A 17,934-nucleotide genomic window follows, 5' to 3' on the forward strand; every position below is an offset into this window, starting at 1 on the left:
TTCCGCTATCAGTATTGTTTTTGGTTTGGTGATGTTTCGGGTCACTTATTTGACTTCCCAGAAATTATCGCCGCTTAGCAATGTGTCGAGATCTGCTTTTTTTTGAGATTTAGCATTATTTATTTGTTCATCCATTAAGTTTTCGTAGGTATAACGTTCTGTCTGGTAAAAGACCCCAAATGGCCTTGGAAGCTCTCCCTGTTTTTCCGAATAGTCAAAGAAGTTGGTAAGAATGGATGCTTTAACCTTATCGGCGGGGTCATGTATCCAACAATCCTCGGGGTTGTATTCTTCACCAAGCTTTACAACTTGTGGCTTAAAACCATCCAGACGAATACCATACTGCCGCTCAGCACCAAATACCAGTGGCTTCCCTGTTTCCAGGTATAATGTATGATCATCTTTCAGGTTTTTATCCGTAAATTTTCCAAAAGCTCCATCATTGAATACGTTACAGTTTTGGTAGATCTCAATGAAGCTGGAACCCTTATGGCCGTGCCCAGCTGCTATGACCTCCCGCAGGTGCTGAGGGTTGCGATCTATGGATCTGGCTACAAATGTCCCTTCCGCCCCCAGGGCCAGGGCCAGTGGGTTGAATGGATGATCCAATGATCCATAAGGTGTTGATTTTGAGATCTTTCCTTTAGGTGATGTGGGGGAGTACTGGCCCTTCGTCAGTCCATAAATTTCATTGTTGAATAATAGAATATTGACATTGAAATTTCTCCGTAATATGTGAATCAGGTGGTTTCCTCCTATTGAAAGTGCATCTCCATCACCGGTAATAATCCATATATCCAGATCCGGGCGTGCAGCCTTTAGCCCACTCCCTATGGCAGTGGCGCGACCATGAATGCCGTGTACACCGTAAGTATTCATGTAGTAAGGGTACCGGGACGAACAGCCGATCCCGGAAACAAATACTATATTTTCGCGTGGCACACCCAATGTGGGTAGTATTGTCTGGACCTGTTTCAGTATGGAGTAATCACCACACCCGGGACACCACCTTACTTCCTGGTCAGTGGCAAAGTCTTTTGCCGTCAGCGAACCATTGCCGTTGGATTGTATCTGCTTATTCATGGGACCAATGTTTTTAGTACTTCATTTTTAATCTCACTGACATGGAAGGGTAATCCCTTTACCTTGGAAAAAGACTGTACTTCAATCAGAAACTCTTGCTGAATAAATTTCGCGAGCTGCCCATTGTTGAGTTCCGGAACAACGATGGTTTTGAAATGCCTGAGCAGGGAACCTAAATTTTTCGGATAGGGGTAAATGTGTTTCAAATGAATATGAGCCACATCCTTTCCGTCTTCCTGGAGTTCACGAACAGCAGTTTCAATGGATCCGTAAGTCGACCCCCAACCCAGGACCAAAACTTCTGAATTTTCGTCTCCCCGTTCGAATGTTTGTTCAGGCAGGTGGTCAGCTATTCTGCTGATCTTTTCAGCACGTATATTGGTCATAAGCTGATGGTTTTCCGGGTCATAAGAGACATTCCCCGTTTCCACTTCTTTTTCCAACCCACCTATTCGGTGTTCAAACCCTTTCGTGCCGGGAGGTACCCAGGCTCTGACCAGGTCAGCATTTCGATGATAGGGAAGGAACTGCCCGCTTTCATCTTTGTTGTGCTCCTGAATTTCAACTTTTTTGATCGGTTTCAGCTCTGAGGCCTTTGGAAAACGCCATGGCTCAGCGCCATTGGCAATGTATCCGTCGCTAAGCAAAAGAACTGGTGTCATATGCTCTACAGCAATCCGGCAGGCCTCATATGCCATTTTAAAACAATCCTTAGGGGATGAGGCTGCTACTATTACCACCGGTGCTTCTCCGTTTCTTCCATACATAGCCTGAAACAGGTCAGCTTGTTCTGTTTTGGTGGGGAGGCCGGTAGAAGGCCCTCCACGTTGCACATTGATACATACAAGAGGGATCTCCAGAATGGTGGCCAGCCCTAAAGCCTCGCCTTTGAGCGCGATGCCTGGTCCTGAGGAGGCTGTAGCACCCAATGAACCTCCAAATGAAGCTCCGATGGCTGCACAAATAGCCGCAATCTCATCCTCGGCCTGAAACGTTCTCACACCCATGTGTTTATGGCTAGATAACTCATGTAAAATATCCGAAGCAGGAGTGATGGGATAGCTTCCATAGAAGAGATCCAGTTTACTTTTATGGGTAGCTGCGATCAGCCCCAAAGAGGTGGCCTGGTTGCCGTTGATGTTTCGGTACCTTCCGGGTGCCAGTTTAGCGGATTTTACCTTAAAGCGTGTGGTAAATGTCTCACTGGTATCACCGAAATGATAGCCTGTTTTGAGTGCTTTTATGTTAGCATCGATGAGTTCAGGCTTCTTCTCAAACTTTTTACGAATAAACCGAGCGGTATTGGTAGGTTTTTGACTGAACATCCAATAGATAAAGCCCAGGACAAACATATTTTTACATCGATCGATTTCTTTTATTGAGAGTCCGCTGTCTTTAAGCGCTTCTTGTGTGAGCTTTGTGATGTCCATGGCATGCACCTCGTATCCATCAAGTGACCCGTCCTTCAAGGGGTTTTCTTCATTGGCGTATTTAGCCAGCTTCAGGTTTTTGGAGTCAAAACCGCTTGTATTGGCAATGATAATTCCACCTTTTTTGAGGTTAGGAAGGCTTACTTTGAGTGCAGCAGCATTCATCACCACCAATACATCATACTGATCTCCCGGGGTATATACTTCTATGGAACCCAGCTTCAGCTGAAATCCGGATACACCGGACAGGGTACCCATAGGCGCTCTTATTTCAGCCGGGTAGTTAGGGAAAGTAGTTATGTCATTCCCAAATAGCTCCACTGTTTCTGTGAATTGGCCCCCGGTAAGCTGGATGCCGTCACCTGAATCTCCCGCGAAGTGAATGACTACCTCACTCTTCGAATCATCTATTTTGGGTTTCATAGTTTTGGATATTGTTCAGGTATTGAATTTACCCAGTTTTATCCACTTTTACCTATGATCTATGTTTCAAAAAACCTTGAGATGCATCAGGGATTTAGTCTGTAAGCTTTTTGATGGTCACTTCAAAGGTTAGTTCGGATGCAGCATCACCACGATAATTACCCTGGACAGGAAAGGTGTTTTCGGGTTTGTAGCTGGTGGCCAGGGGAATGTAATGATCGGTCGCTAACCGACCGGCGCTGGGGTCGAGCCCTACCCAGCCGCCTCCCGGAATCCAGGCTTCCACCCAGGCATGCAACTGGTGAGCTTCTTTCAGCCTGGGGTTAAAGGCATAGCCGCTAACAAACCTGGCGGCAACTCCCAGGTTTCTGAGCATTTGAATGAGCATCCAGGCCAGGTCTCTGCAGGAGCCTTCCTTTTGTGAAAAGCAGACATCCGGGGTAAGGACATGGTCTGTGTAACGTTCGTTATGCTTCCAGTCTGCATGAATTTCCTTGTTCAGAAAGGTAAGAAAAGTAATAAGATTTGAGCCCGATGGTTTTTTGATTTCCCGCACCCACTCGTCAATCTCTGTTCGGATAGAAACAGGTTCCAGGTAAAGTTCCAGTGCTTTACGGTGATCTATTTTAGGGTTCTCTTCCTGGAGAAAGCTAAATGGGTTGATATTGAAGGTTTCCAGTTGCATAGATACGTCAATCGTCAGGTGGCGGATCTTGTCGTTAAACCAGCACTGGTAATAGGCATTGTTTTCCGCATCAATCCGCTGGGACATACCTGACGGCTCAGGGTGCAATGTGATTGCATAATCTAAAAGCCTGAAATAGTTTCGGGATGAAGGGTAGAAGTAAAGGTGATGCGGTTCTGCAACAACCTCATCAGTGTATTTATACGATGTATGATGATGAATCTCGAGCTGCATTATAGGATGTTGCTCATTTCTTTACAAATTAACACCTTAAATGCAAATTCGCATCAAATAATGCTGCTTTATGTATACCGCTAGCTTTTGAATCAACCGGAGAAAAACGGACTTTTCATAATTGGCGGACAGGTTATTTTCTCCATCAGGATTTGTTTTGGATAAATAAGACGGCTTATATTCACCTTTTGGATAGACTAATCAACCAATGCCTAACCTTTTTGACCTATCTAAGCTGGACGAATCCGGTCTTGAGAATTTCAGACTTATAACAGATCCACTGGCGGATGATACAGTGGCTGCCATTCTTTCTTCAGGAAAGGAGAAAGATATAAATCAGGTTTTTATGAAACTGGTCAAAACAAGCAGCTTTGAAAAAGGTCAGTTTGCTGAGCTCGGACCAGATCTTTCTGAAGTTCTTGATCAATACTTTGTGACCAGTGGCCAACTTCCTGATTGGGCTGATGATCAAAAAATTCGAAAGGCGGAGCGGATATTTACCGATTTTGGCCCGGAGATCTTTATGCTGCTGAATGTCAGCTCACTCCCTATGTGCTATACCTGTGCCAAAGGAGCCTGGGTCCTGTATGATACGGGAAGGCTCATGGTGCATGAAGGGAATGTAGATCCGCTTGCAAGGCGTCTCATGGAGACTGCCCAGATGATCGTAAATGTGATGTCATCGGGAGGATTAAGTCCAAATGGAAGTGGGATTATTACCATTCAGAAGGTAAGGCTTATTCATGCCTGTATTCGTTATTATCTGTTGAATGGGAAGTTTAAAGACCAGACCTGGGATGTTGACCGTTTTGGTAAACCAATCAACCAGGAAGACCTGGCAGGCACATTAATGTCCTTTTCGCCGGTTATTTTGACAGGCTTGAAACACCTCAATATTAACCTTTCTGAAAGTGAAATAGAAGCTTACTCTCATTGCTGGAAGGTAGTAGGCCACCTTATGGGTATTCAGCCGGAGTTGCTGCCAGAAACCTATGATGAAGGAATGGGACTGGCTTCAAGGATATTGGCGCATCAGGCAGATTCGTCAGAGGCCGGCAAAGCCCTTACCAACTCCTGTATCAAATTCATTAATTACATCATCCCCGGAAACGCCTTTGATTATATACCTGGTTATCTGATTGACTTTTTTCTTAAGGATTTCTCTAAAAGGTCAGGAAAGGATCTTTCTGCATGCATTGGGCTGAAAGTGACCCCTGATCATAAAGACAGGATTGTGTTGGCAATTACCAGGTATGTGACAGGAGAGTTGGGGAATCTGGAGGAGCATAAATTCATTCAAAAGATCACCCAACTGTTTAATCGGCGGCTACTTCGTGGTATCATCTATCATTTCAATGGAGGTAAAGGTGTGCATTTTTTCCTGCCACCATCGCTTCAAAACGATTGGGGTCTGACGGATGAATGGGAAGATTTCCTTTCCAGCCCATCCCTGCTGGGTACCCGGTTGTCTTTGCAGAAAAAGAAGGAAATCATAACCAAACCAACCGCTTAGTTTTATGGAAACAAATGCTATTCCTGGACTGAACCGCCAGTCAACTATTGTTATTTTATTATCTGCAGGCTTATTACTTGCCTGGTCCTTTGGAAGTTCACTTTTGGAGGCCGGACCAATATCAGCCAGCCTGATAACTTATGCTTTGTATGTATTCTATTGGGTTTATGTCTATTTCACAAAGAATCCCCTGGTGCTCAGGCTTTTGATTTTCGGTACCATTGCCGGGATTCTGGAGCTTTTTGCTGATCACTATTTGGTGGACACGATCGACAGCCTTGTTTATCCCGGTGGGGAAGCCATGATCTGGAGCTCTCCTGCATACATGCCATTTGCCTGGTCAAATGTACTACTACAACTTAGTTTCATCGGAGTACTTTTGACGAGCAAGTATCGATTGATTGTAGCTTCAGTAGTCCTTTGCATCGCAGGGGGAATGTACATCCCTGTATATGAGCATCTGGCTAAGGATGCAGGCTGGTGGTGGTACAACATGAATGTGCCTATGGTGTTTAATGCGCCGATTTATGTCATTTTTTGTGAAGCACTTATTTCACTATCATTACCTGTGTTGATCAATTATTCGGAACATCAGAAGGTAGCAAAAACAATAACTTTGGGAGCGATTGAGGGAGTTTGGATATTTTTAAGTGCAGTTTTGGCCTACAATTTTGTAGAAATGATCTCGGGTTAGGAGGGTAAGTCAGAAGGTTGCCGTTATGTTAAAGTGTAAATATTTTCACTAAACATAGCCGGAAAAGTTGATACCAGGTTTAAAACGTCATGAAATGAAGGTTGATGCAATAGTTGATTTCTTCATACACCAGGAGTATTTCGATAAGCCAAAGCAACTAAGAAGAGCACGTTTGTTTGTTCGCGGATGTCTGCTGACCAGCCTTTTTTCTAATTCCTATATTTGGTTAAGCCTTTTCTTTGGATATGAGAAGGGGGTGTATCTGATGATCCTGAATGTGGTGGGTTTTCTGCTGCTCCCGTTTCTGGCGCGCACGAAGTTGCCGATCTCCTGGCTTGGGAATATTTACGTCTTCTTCGGAGCTTTTGCCATCATTGTCCTAACCTATTTTTCCGGAGGGGTCTGGTCCGCCATTTACCCATGGATTGTGGCCATCCCTGTTTTGGCTCTTTTGGTAGTTAACAAACTTTCAGCAGGTATTTGGGGAATTATTTCCTTTGGTTTTATGGTCTGGTTTGGATCTTTGGCCTACAATGGGGTCGATCTTCCCGTAGAGTACAATGCTGAGATGAGAACTCTCTGGTATATAAGCGTATTACCCGGATTATTACTGATCATCTTATTTATCGGTTTTGTATTTGAATCAGTGCAAACCAGAGCGCTTAACGAACTGGAGCGCAAGAATGAGATTTTGGAAAGCCAAAAAACGACTATCACCAATCAGTCTACTTCCCTGGAGCAGCTGATCGAAGAAAAGGAATACATCATCCGGATCATGGCGCATGATTTGCGAAATCCACTGGCCAGCATTGAAGGGTTTGCCGGGCTTATGACGAACAAAGAGTATGTGGATCAGCGTGAAGAATTTATTGACATGGTGAAGCAGGCGGCAAGTAATGCTCTGCACCTGATCAAAAGGGTTTTGGAAATGGATACGGCAGAGCAGAAGGGCCTTAAGGTCAATTTTGAAGAAGTTGATCTGGTGTTTATCCTTTCCGAACTGGTCAGGTCTATGAAAGAAATGGCCCGAAAGAAGCAGATCATGATAAACTTTAAGAATCATGCGGAAAAACACATCATCCATTCGGAAAAAGTTTACCTCACGCAGATCTTTGAAAATCTCTTGTCTAATGCCATTAAATTTTCCGATAAGGGTAAGACAGTGGATGTGGTCGTAGCAGATGATCAGAAAAGTGTGCAGGTAAGAGTGAAGGACGAGGGCCCCGGGGTCAAAGAGGAGGAAAAAAACAGGCTCTTCCAAAAGTTTTCAAAACTGAGCGCCAGACCCACAGCGGAAGAGAGCTCTACCGGGTTGGGCTTATCACTGGTGAAACGCTACGTAGATTTGGTTGGGGGTAAGATCTGGTATGAAGGCAAAGAGGGGCTGGGCGCTGTATTTGTGGTGGAGCTTCCTTTGATGGATGCCCGGCTTTCCTGAAGTTTTTATCAGATTGAAGAGAATTCTACTTTGTCAAGTTATAATTAAGCAGCAAAAGGTGTATGGGTTTGATGAATTTCATATAACCCTCATCAGCCCCCTTTGAAAAGAAAAGGGGGAATATTTGTATCAAACCCATACCCTACAATGATCATTCGTCATAACTTGACAAAGTAGGGAGAATGTAAAAAATTATTATCATCTTAAATACCAGGTAGTGGGGGTTTCACAACAAGGTAATAATCAAGTCAAAATGCCACGCCCAGGCCTATGTAATATGCTTCAGGAAAACCAGACCCTGCTCTGAACATCATCAGTCCTTTTGGCTTCTGATACCTGTAGCCCAGATGACCTACTCCGGAAGCTTCCCTGAAATCCCGGTCATTAGCCACAAAAAGGCCAGCACCTAAATCCACTTCAAGGTGATGGGCACCTGTACCGAAAAGATAGCCACCCATTAACTGGTAAAGATTGCCATAATAATCCGGGAAGCTAACATTACCAACACCTGTCCTTGCATAAAAGCCTCCCTTTCCAGTTGATATTACCCTTCTTTCGTAGAATCCTCCGTAAGAGAACGGCCCTGCGGTGACCAGGATCAGGTTTTTTCGGAAAGGTGCTTTATCGTATTGTGCCATCAATTGTGGAGACATCAGCAACATGGCAAAGAGAAAAAGAATACGTAAATTTTTCATAAGGATAAAAAATGGTAAAAGTAAACCTCGTGGTTTAGTTTACTTTGTATGTAAGATTAACGCTGTTAAACGAAAAATTGATGATACTTATTGCAGAATCGATCAAGTAGTAGTGGTGGAGGGAAAAGGTGTTCCTTTGTTTTGTTGATGTTGTCCGGTAAAGCATGCTGTAAGTTGAATTATTACCTCTGGTTACAATCACTGGGTTTATTAACTTTACCCCATGGCTGAGTACTCAGAGATTATTAAAGATTTACAAAAGGGTGTTTATGCTCCTGTCTATTTTCTCCAGGGAGACGAACCTTTTTTTATTGATAACATCACCCAGCATATAGAGCATAATGCATTAGATGATACCCAGAAAAGTTTCAATCAATATGTTCTTTATGGAAAGGAAATCGCATTCACAGATGTTCTGAATGTGGCTCGCAAGTACCCGATGATGGGTGAGCGACAGGTGGTCATCGTGAAAGAAGCACAGGAGATCAGGGACTGGAAAAAGGAAGATGCGCAAAATTTACTGGCATCTTATCTTGAAAACCCATTGCCAACCACCATTCTGGTTTTTGCATACAAATACAAGACACTGGATGGAAGGACCAAAATCTCCAAAGTCCTGGAAAAAAATTCGATTTTTCTTGTTTCAAAAAGGATCTATGACAATCAGATCCCGGACTGGATCCGGTCCTATGCCAGGGCCAAAGAAGCCAATATTACTGATAAGGCAATCATGATCCTTTCGGAAAATATCGGAAACAATCTCCAGCGCCTCGCTAATGAAATAGATAAGCTGAAGATAAGCCTGGCAGAGGGACAGCCGATAGATGATCTGGCTGTCCAGAAGTACGTGGGCATCAGCAAAGACTACAATGCCTTTGAGCTACAGAAAGCGCTTGCACTAAAGGATGAGACTAAAGCTCATAAAATCGTGAATTACTTTGCATCAAACCCTTCGGCAAATCCTCTGATCCTTATTATTGCCAACCTTTATGCGTACTACTCTAAGATCCTTCTGATCCATCATCAGGGAGCTAATGATAAAAACGCTGTAGCAAGGGCAATAGGTGTAAATCCTTTCTTCGCTACGGAATATATGCAGGCGGCCCGCAATTATCCGCTTCACATTGCTATACGAAATCTTCAGTTTATCCATCAGGCAGACCTGCAATCAAAAGGTATTGGGTATTCACCAATGAAGGAGGGAGATATATTGCGAGAATTGATTTTTAAACTAATGCATTGATACATTTTCCGGCATTTTTACGTTCAAGGCTTACAAAAGCAATTCCATCTATGCCTAAGTATATTCTATCAGGTATTTCTTTTTTTCTAATAATCAAAATAGCAGTTGCACAGCAGCCGGTCAGCCAGGATGGAGAAGAGCGGCTTTATACAAAAGCCTTAAACCTGTATAATGATCGGCATTACGCTTCAGCTGCCGGACTGTTTGATCAATACCTTGACGCAGGCTTTTCTTCTCATCAATCAGAGGCCTCGTATTACCTGGCTTACAGTCAGCTAAAGTCCGGAAACAAAACCGGAATAGAGCAGCTTGAATACTTCATCAAGACCGAAAAAAATCACCCCCTGGCACTCACAGGTTATTTTGTGCTCGGAAACCATTTTTTTGATCAAAAGGAGTTTGACGAAGCTTTGAAGTATTTTACAAAAGTCACTGAGAATCAGCTGTCCATTGCGGAGCAGGAAGAATGGTACTTTAAAAAAGGATATATCTATCTGATAACGGAAGATCAGCGGGGAGCTCAGCAGGCTTTTGAACGGACAGTGGATTATCGGGGCGATTTTTATGAAGATGCATCGTACTACCTGGGACAACTTTATTATCAACAAAAAAATTATTCGACTACACTTACAGTACTGGAGCCAATTGATCAGCCTTCCTCTCCGTACTCAAATCAAATAGTAGGGTTGATTGCCAGCAGCTATTATCAGCAGCGCAATTACAATCGTCTTTATAAGTATGCTGATGAGCGGATGACTAATTCGGTAAACGAGGCAAACAAGACGCTGAGCAGGTTAGTCGGTGAAGCTTATTTTGATCAGGAAAAGTATTCCCAGGCGGCCAGAAACCTTCAGCGTCATGTTGACTTTTCCGGGAACAAGGCAGAGGCGCAGGTTTACTTTAAGTTAGCTTTTGCTTACTTCAAGAATGGCGATAACCAAAAGGCCATTGATTATTTTAAGCTGGCCGGACTTGAAAAAGGAAATCTGGGACAGGCGAGCAGTTTCTATCTTGGTCAGCTGTATCTGAGAACGAATAACCTTAACTATGCCTACAGTGCTTTCAGGCAGGTTATACAAAGTGGGGAGGATCGAAAAATGGGTGAGGAAGCCGCTTTTTTAGTTGGTAAGATCAATTTTGACCGCCAGCAGTATGCAGACGCAATTACAGATCTCAACAGTTTTGTCAAGGGAAACCCCAATAGTCTTTGGAAAAGAGAAGCTAACGAGTTGTTGGCACAGGCTTACCTTAACACCTCCAACTACGACCAGGCTATAGAGCACCTGGAAACCATCAGTAATAAATCCACTCTGCTGAAAAAGGCTTATCAGAAGGTTACCTTTCAGAAAGGGCAGTTGCAGTTTAATGATGCTCGTTTCCGGGAAGCTGCCAGAACTTTTGAGAAATCTGTTTCATTTCCGGTTGACGAAGAGGTGGCAGGTGAGGCTTATTATTTGCTGGGAGAATGCTATTCACAGCTGGGCAACGTTTCAGGGGCTACCTCTGCTTATGAACGTGTGAAACGCTACGGTGCGTCTACCTGGGCGCTGTATGCCGATTACGGACTGGGCTATTTGTATTACAATCAAAAGAACTATAAACGAGCGGAAGATTATTTTAACCGGTTCATAGACCGTGTCAGTAAGGCCAGCGACTATTACCTGGATGGCAAACTTCGTCTGGCTGATTGTAAATACGTCCAAAAGGATTATCGCAGAGCAATCGAATTGTATGACGAAGTAAAATCACAGACAGGTTACCAGCGGGATTATATCTTTTACCAGTTGGGACTCGCCTACAACCTGAGGGGGGATAATACACAATCAAGAATTGCTTTCAGAAATGTGCTCAATCAGGGAAGCTCGGCCTATGCGGATAATGCATTGTTTCAGCTGGCCCAGACCTTTGTAGAGGAAGGGAATTTTGAGGATGCTGCCAGCTACCTTAACCAACTGATCAGTGAATATCCGAATAGCAATATCGCCCCTTATGCCCGCTCCAGACGCGCCCTGTGCTTTTTCAACCTTGGCCAATTTGATAGGGCTAAAAGGGATTATGAGTACATTTTAGATAACAATATCAATCACCCGGCCGCCAATGCTGCCTTACTGGGGTTACAGGAGGTGGTAAAAAAAGGAGAGAATGTAGCCGGATTTGATCAGTACATGGAAAAGTATCAGCAGGCCAATCCGGATGATGGCAGCCTGGAAGTGGTAGCTTTTGAATCGGCTAAGGGTAAATACTATAATCAGCGCTATGCGGAGGCCATATCCTCACTAAAGAGCTTTATTGAAAAATATCCGTCCAGTGGGTTTAAGGAAGATGCTTATTACTTCCTGGCGGATTCCTATTACCGAAACCAGGACTGGTCACAGGCTGCTGAGTATTTTCAGCAGATAACAACATTTGATAACACTGCCTATCTGAGCCGGGCACTGGATAAGCGAGGAAAAGCACTGATGAATATGGGCAGAGAAGATCAGGCCATAGCAAACTACAGGAGGCTCGAGCGGTTGGGTACCACACCAAAAGACATATACCTGGCTCAGGAAGGATTAATGAAGGCGTATGATATTAAAAACATGTCAGACAGCACCTTGTATTATGCTGATCAGATCTTGCAGAATGACTGGAAGCCAGCTGTAGCGCAAACTATGGTCTGGATCACCAAAGGAAAGGTTTTTCTAAAACAAAAGAACTATTCCGCAGCTTTGGATGAGTTTGTGAAGGTAGTGAATGAGTCAAAAAATGAGCAGGGCGCTGAAGCAAAGTACCTGATGGGTAAGGTCTATCATGAGCAGGGAAATTATAAGCGTTCTCTTGAGACTCTGTTTGATCTGAATAAAAATTACGGATCATACTCCTACTGGATCGGCCAGTCCTTTTTGCTCATTTCGGATAATTATTTTGCTATGGATGAGCTCCTCCAGGCAGAGGCCACCCTCAACTCAATTATAGAGAATGCCAGCAATGAGGAATTTGTAAAATCGGCCAGGGCTAAGCTCGCCAAAGTGAAAGCTGCAGAGGAGAAAATTTTGGTTCAGGATTCTGTTAAAGAAGATTCTATCAAATGAGAAGAGACGTACTATTCATATTATTCTTTGTAATAGGCTGCTGGAATAGCGTAATTGCTCAGGATAGTCCTCCGGGTGGAGAAATAGAAGATGCCCAGATCATCATTGAGAAAGATAAGGAGCTTACACTTCCTAAAGCTAACCGAATCTACAAGAGAACCAATGTGAGATCCATTACTACCGAGACTCAGGAGCTGGAATACCAAATTACTCAACCAACTTATCGCTTTCAGCAATATGTACCGGGGTTTAGGTTTGAAAGCTTTGCAGCAAAGGGGAGAAGCAGTGCTGAGGGTTATGATAATTTTATAAAAGCGGGATACGGCAACTATAACTCACCGTTGCTTCAGGGGTACCTGGGGTACAAAAGTGATGACAGTCAGGCCGGGCTTTGGGTGAACCATGAATCTTTCGGGAAAGGGCCCATAAGGGATAAAGAAAGTGCATTTGGCTTTACCGAGGTTTTGCTGAACGGAAACTGGCAGGGATATGACCTGGAGGTGAACCCGGATGTGTATTACCAGCGAGAGGGATATTTCCCATATGGTTATGACCCTGAAAGCATTACGGATGTTGATTTTGATTATCAGGATCGTAAAGTCGGGGCAAGTGTTTTGAGAGCAGGTGTGCCTGTCAGCTTTACACCTTCCGATGAGTGGAGAATAAAGCTTAGCCCGGAATACCAATTGACAACTATGAAATTTCAGGATGAAGATCCTTTTAATCAGGAGCATTTGTTTAGGATCATGGGAGATGTTTCATTTGCTTTTGACGAGGATTTTGTGATAGGCGTAAATTCAGCATTTACTTCGCTGGAGTACACTGGTCCGGATCAAAGCAGAGGCATTTTTAAGGCCAATCCTTACATGGATTTTAAAGGCGAAGACTTCAACTTCAGAGGAGGTCTTCGTTTTTTCAAAGCCAACAGCAGTCCTGATTCAGTATCAGGGAACTACTTGTACCTGGATGCAGCAGCAAGTTATCAGTTAAGTAGTGGGTTTGGTCTGTTTGCGGAGTTTAGAGGAGACCTGGAACCCGTAACACTTAATAACCTGAGGATCCAAAATCGCTACCTTGAGGATAGTCTTGTTTTCCTGAACCTGGAGATCCCGGTACATTTTAAAGGAGGGCTGGAGCTGGGCTTTTCAGAAAAATTGCTGTTCAGGCCTTATATCCGTTATAAGTTGACTAAAAATAAAGCTGTATTTGTGCATTCGGAGCAGGATTCCTCCAGGTTTGCTGTCCGTTATGATGCTGGCAATTTCAATGAATTTTCCATTGGTGTGGAAGGTCAGTATATCGCAGCTAAAAGCACCTCACTCAGCTTGATGGCAGCCTATACGGCTTATAATCCCGGAGAGCTGGAGGAGGCCTGGTATTTGCCTTCCTTTGATATGGATCTAACTGGTAGTCAGAAGTTTGGGGATAAATTTACAATGGATATCAGTATATTTGTTTTAGCGGGAATCAAAGCGCCAGCCCCTCTGGTAGATGACGTAGTGAAGCTGGACCCCATAGCTGATCTTGGGATCGGAGGCCAGTATGCTTTCACCGATCATATCGGGAGCTTTTTGGAGTTTGATAACCTGCTGTCACGGAATTACGAACGGTATCTTAATTATCCTGTTCGTGGATTCATGGCTAAAGGGGGTTTTATATATCGATTTTAAATAAGATATTCGCCAAGTAAATTAAAAACTCATTGTTTTGGAATAATGAAGTTTTTGCTATCTTGGCTTTAACTAAATCTAATCTAATGGCTAAAAAGAACAAAGACGAAGATCCGGAAGAGGATAAAAAAGACCAGTTTGATGATGATGAAGATTTCGGTCTGCCAGATCTCGATTATGAGGAGCTTGATGAGGATGATGATGATTTTGACGATGAGGCTGAGCTAGAGGACTCAGATGATTCGGATGAATCTGAAGAAAGTGAATCAGAGGAGTCTGTAGAAGAGCCTGTGGGAGAGGAAGATCTTGGCGAGGATCTCGATATCGGAGATGTGGAGGATGTAGATGATGCGGAGACCGAAGATTGGGAAAAAGAGCTGGAAAAGGAGCTGGATGAAGAGTTGCAGTCCGGAGATGACTTTGGTGACGAGGATGACCTTTTTTATGAGGAAGAGTCCTACGATGAGTTTGAGGATACTCCAGCACCGGCTGCAGCAGCTGAAGAGGATGCAGGAGAATCCAGCGATTCTGTCTTTAGCTCTGATAGCCCTGAAGAAGAAACCACTGCTCCGGCAGCTTCCGAAGCTCCAAAGACACAGCAAACAGGTGGATTTGGTGCTGGATATGCACCTACTTATGATACCGGTGATTCGGGATCTAAAGGCAAATTTGCCAGGGTAGTTGTCATTGGAACTTTACTCTTTGCTGTGATAGCAATAGTTTTCTGGCTAGTGTCCGGAGACATTGGTGGGGGTGGTGATGAGCCAGAAAAACAAGTGGCACAGAATGAAGAGAAACAGCCGCCTAAGAAAGAGGAAACTACACCACCGGCAGAGACTACTGATACTACTCCCGAGGAGAAGGAGCCTGTTAAGAAAGAAGAACCTAAGCCTACACAAAAGCCTGTGGCTAAGAAACCTCAGCCAAATAGTACTACTCCGGGGCAAATTACTGTTTTGGAGCAGCGTACAGGCAAATCTTACATCGTGGTAGCTAGTTTCTTTGATGATGACATGGCCAAGGATCATGCAAGTAAACTGGCTGCCAGTGGCAAGAGCCCGATGATCATACCTCCATTTAAGGATTATCGGTTCTACAGGGTGGCGATTGCTGAATTTAACTCCTTCAGGGATGCTGAAGCCAGTGTAGAGAGCTATAAAGCTGAGTATGGTCAGGAGATATGGCCACTTAGATATTAAACTAACTTAGAATTGCAATCTATCGTATAATCCCGCGTTACAATCGCGGGATTGTGCGATTTTTTTGTTTATACCCATTGATAAAAACCATATGCTATTACAAGTAGAATCTGCCGAAGGGTTGGAAACCATCACTGTGCTGGAGCTTTTGCTCAATGGCGGTTACATGATGATCCCGATTATTCTCCTTTTTATTGGAGCTATATACATTTTCGCTGAGCGTTTAAGTCTTATAAAGGCCTCCTCAAAAACTCCGGAGGATTTTAAAGAGCAGATCAGGATGCGGGTGCTTTCAGGAGATGTGGAAGGAGCAAAGAGCCTGTGCTTCCAGACAAATACCCCGGTAGCCCGAATGATCCAAAAAGGAATCGAGCGAATCGGTAGCCCGTTAAAGAATATTGAGGTAAGCATAGAAAATACGGGAAAGATAGAGATCTACAGACTAGAGAAAAACCTTAGCATGCTGGCCACCATTTCCGGAGCTGCTCCTATGATCGGGTTTCTGGGTACGGTGACCGGTATGATCCAGGCATTTATTGCGATTGCTCAGGAAGAAGGGGCCGTAAGTCCCAAGCTTCTTTCCAGTGGGATCTACGAAGCTATGATCACTACCGCTACAGGCCTTTTTGTGGGTATTCTGGCTTACCTGGGTTACAATTACCTGGTTACCCGGGTGCAAAAACTTGTACACATGATGGAATATACTTCCATAGATTTTGTTGACTTATTACAAGAGCCTCAGAAATGAACCTGAAATCAAAACATAAAGTGGAAGCGGCGTTTAGCATGTCATCTATGACTGATGTAATATTCCTGCTGCTCATATTTTTTATGCTTACGGCTTCATTTATTACACCGTCGGGATTACCGGTAAACTTACCCTCAAGCAAGAGCTCTGAGATCGTCATCCAAAAAGTAAGCGTGACGATCACTGAGGATCTGAAATATTATGTGGACGATAAACAGGTAAGTATAAATCAGCTTGAAGCTCGTTTGAGAAGTGCTTTTTCAGGTAAAGAAGGAGTGGTTGTACTTCATTGTGATAAGAGTGTGCCCGTGGAGAATGTAGTACAAGTTGCGGGGATAGCTACAGCTTTAGAGGCCAGAGTGTCTATAGCAACCAAACCCAATTGAACCGATGAGACAGGATCAGGACAAAAGACATAAACGAATTGGCTGGATCACTTCAATAAGTACTCAGGTGATATTGTTAGTCCTGTTTTACTTTCTTATTGCCTGGAAGGAGCCTTTTCCTCCAATTCCTTCATACGGTATAGAGTTAAGTTTCGGGATAGAAGATCAGGGGCGGGGAGAGCAGCCAGTCACTTCTCCGACGGTTCCTGAAGAAACTGTGCAGGAAATACAGGAGAATAGTGAAAATGAGTCCGCGGACGAGCCTACCGAAGAAGATGCTGAAGCGTTTATTGATGAAACCTTGCCAGAGCAAACAGAAACCCCTCTGACCGAAACCCCCAGCCCTGATGTGGTGAAAGAAAAGGTAGAAGAAGCTGAAAAACCAAAAGAGGAATCTAAAGCAGAAGAAAAGAATGAACTAAATCCGGATGCCTCCATGCACAAAACTGAAAAAAGCACCGAAACAAATGAAAGTAAGGGTACTACCGAAGAAAAAGGTAATGAAGGTAAGGAGGAAGGGACCATCGATGGTAGGGCACTGATGGGACAGCAGGGAGCTTCTGACGGTGCCAATCTCAATATGGCAGGTTGGACCTGGGATACAAAGCCAAAACCTAAAGATGACTCTTCAGAGTCAGGAAAAATTGTATACAAAATTAAAATCGATGATTCAGGATATATCATTGATATTGAACTTCTCTCCAGCACAGTATCTCCAGTAGTAGAGCGCTATTACCGGCAAAGTGTAGAAAAGATCACCTTTAGCCAGACAACCAATACCCCCGCACCACCCACTTCCAGCGGAACCATTACCTTTATTATCCGTTCAAAATAATAAGAAAAAATTCCTTTTAATTAGGAAAAAATTCCTATATTTGAATTCAAGAATACGGACATGGTACAGAGCCAATCATCCACACAAAAAAGTAAAAAATCATTGAAAGAAATACTTTCTGGCCTGCATAAAATGGCCACTCGTGACAATTTGAGCGGAGTGGTGTCCGAGCCCCCGGTTGTTTATGCAGGTAATGAAATGGAGGCTATTTCTGATTATTATATTCCGGTTATTGCTGCGAAGGGAGTAGATATAGAAGCTGCTGAATTGATCGCCTCATACCTTAAGCTTTCTCAAAAGCAGATTGCCGGGTTGTTACACATGTCTGACCGTTCGTACAGGAATCACCTAAAAAACAACCAACCATTTAAGGGTATGGAAGCCGAGATGTTGATTACACTGCTTAACTTACTTCAAGAGGGTATTGAGACTTTTGGAGAGGCGGATCGTTTTGGTACCTGGCTTCATATGGAATTGGAAGCTCTAAACTTCCAAAAACCTTTTGATTTTCTCAATACAATTTCCGGTACCCGCTATATTCTTGAGTTGCTAAAAACCATTCAGGCCGGAGCTTTTGCTTAATA

The 17,934-nt window shown here is 43.7% G+C and carries 15 protein-coding genes; 11 read left to right on the top strand and 4 right to left on the bottom strand.

The features are described 5' to 3' along the window. Window positions 1–45: 45 nt before the first annotated feature. From AC3E9V_RS11070 to AC3E9V_RS11080, 3 genes are all read right to left on the bottom strand, one after another. Window positions 46–1,083, bottom strand: a complete 1,038-nt coding sequence (locus AC3E9V_RS11070; protein WP_488753258.1) for a 2-oxoacid:ferredoxin oxidoreductase subunit beta — start codon at window positions 1,081–1,083, stop codon at window positions 46–48. Then, a complete protein-coding gene (locus AC3E9V_RS11075; RefSeq protein ID WP_488753259.1) occupies window positions 1,080–2,936 on the bottom strand; it encodes a 2-oxoacid:acceptor oxidoreductase subunit alpha in 1,857 nt (618 codons plus the stop codon). Before AC3E9V_RS11075 ends, AC3E9V_RS11070 begins: the two co-directional genes overlap by 4 nt. Before the next feature lie 94 nt (window positions 2,937–3,030). After that, window positions 3,031–3,855: a transglutaminase family protein gene (locus tag AC3E9V_RS11080; protein ID WP_488753260.1), complete on the bottom strand. Its 825-nt coding sequence runs from the start codon at window positions 3,853–3,855 to the stop codon at window positions 3,031–3,033. A 208-nt stretch (window positions 3,856–4,063) separates the two neighbouring features. Between AC3E9V_RS11080 and AC3E9V_RS11085 the strand changes: the two genes are divergently transcribed. The 3 genes from AC3E9V_RS11085 (at window position 4,064) to AC3E9V_RS11095 (ending at window position 7,500) form a co-directional block, all read left to right on the top strand. After that, complete coding sequence (locus AC3E9V_RS11085; protein ID WP_488753261.1) at window positions 4,064–5,368, top strand: oxygenase MpaB family protein; 1,305 nt, start codon at window positions 4,064–4,066, stop codon at window positions 5,366–5,368. A 4-nt stretch (window positions 5,369–5,372) separates the two neighbouring features. Next, window positions 5,373–6,062 carry a DUF6989 domain-containing protein gene (locus tag AC3E9V_RS11090; RefSeq protein WP_488753262.1) on the top strand — a complete coding sequence of 230 codons (690 nt, stop codon included), beginning with the start codon at window positions 5,373–5,375 and terminating at the stop codon, window positions 6,060–6,062. 94 nt (window positions 6,063–6,156) lie between these two features. Continuing rightward, a complete protein-coding gene (locus AC3E9V_RS11095; protein WP_488753263.1) occupies window positions 6,157–7,500 on the top strand; it encodes a sensor histidine kinase in 1,344 nt (447 codons plus the stop codon). Window positions 7,501–7,748: 248 nt separating this feature from the next. Here AC3E9V_RS11095 and AC3E9V_RS11100 read toward each other — a convergent pair whose 3' ends face one another. Then, window positions 7,749–8,195, bottom strand: a complete 447-nt coding sequence (locus tag AC3E9V_RS11100; protein WP_488753264.1) for a hypothetical protein — start codon at window positions 8,193–8,195, stop codon at window positions 7,749–7,751. Window positions 8,196–8,418: 223 nt separating this feature from the next. Between AC3E9V_RS11100 and holA the strand changes: the two genes are divergently transcribed. The 8 genes from holA (at window position 8,419) to AC3E9V_RS11140 (ending at window position 17,932) form a co-directional block, all read left to right on the top strand. After that, window positions 8,419–9,438, top strand: coding sequence for a DNA polymerase III subunit delta (holA, locus tag AC3E9V_RS11105; RefSeq protein WP_488753265.1), 1,020 nt, complete (start codon window positions 8,419–8,421; stop codon window positions 9,436–9,438). 50 nt (window positions 9,439–9,488) lie between these two features. Beyond that, window positions 9,489–12,512, top strand: coding sequence for a tetratricopeptide repeat protein (locus tag AC3E9V_RS11110; RefSeq protein WP_488753266.1), 3,024 nt, complete (start codon window positions 9,489–9,491; stop codon window positions 12,510–12,512). Continuing rightward, window positions 12,509–14,182: a hypothetical protein gene (locus AC3E9V_RS11115; RefSeq protein ID WP_488753267.1), complete on the top strand. Its 1,674-nt coding sequence runs from the start codon at window positions 12,509–12,511 to the stop codon at window positions 14,180–14,182. The genes AC3E9V_RS11110 and AC3E9V_RS11115 overlap by 4 nt, the downstream gene beginning before the upstream one ends. 86 nt (window positions 14,183–14,268) lie before the next feature. Beyond that, window positions 14,269–15,381 (top strand): SPOR domain-containing protein, encoded by a 1,113-nt coding sequence (locus AC3E9V_RS11120; RefSeq protein WP_488753268.1) that lies wholly within the window; start codon window positions 14,269–14,271, stop codon window positions 15,379–15,381. A gap of 91 nt (window positions 15,382–15,472) precedes the next feature. Further along, a complete protein-coding gene (locus AC3E9V_RS11125; RefSeq protein WP_488753269.1) occupies window positions 15,473–16,129 on the top strand; it encodes a MotA/TolQ/ExbB proton channel family protein in 657 nt (218 codons plus the stop codon). Next, window positions 16,126–16,515: an ExbD/TolR family protein gene (locus tag AC3E9V_RS11130; RefSeq protein ID WP_488753270.1), complete on the top strand. Its 390-nt coding sequence runs from the start codon at window positions 16,126–16,128 to the stop codon at window positions 16,513–16,515. The genes AC3E9V_RS11125 and AC3E9V_RS11130 overlap by 4 nt, the downstream gene beginning before the upstream one ends. Before the next feature lie 4 nt (window positions 16,516–16,519). Continuing rightward, a complete protein-coding gene (locus AC3E9V_RS11135) occupies window positions 16,520–17,350 on the top strand; it encodes a hypothetical protein (RefSeq protein ID WP_488753271.1) in 831 nt (276 codons plus the stop codon). Between the two features lie 102 nt (window positions 17,351–17,452). Further along, window positions 17,453–17,932, top strand: a complete 480-nt coding sequence (locus tag AC3E9V_RS11140) for an Xre family toxin-antitoxin system antitoxin (RefSeq protein ID WP_488753272.1) — start codon at window positions 17,453–17,455, stop codon at window positions 17,930–17,932. The last annotated feature ends 2 nt before the right edge of the window (window positions 17,933–17,934 follow it).

The organism is Marinoscillum sp. HNIBRBA16962 (assembly GCF_057801515.1).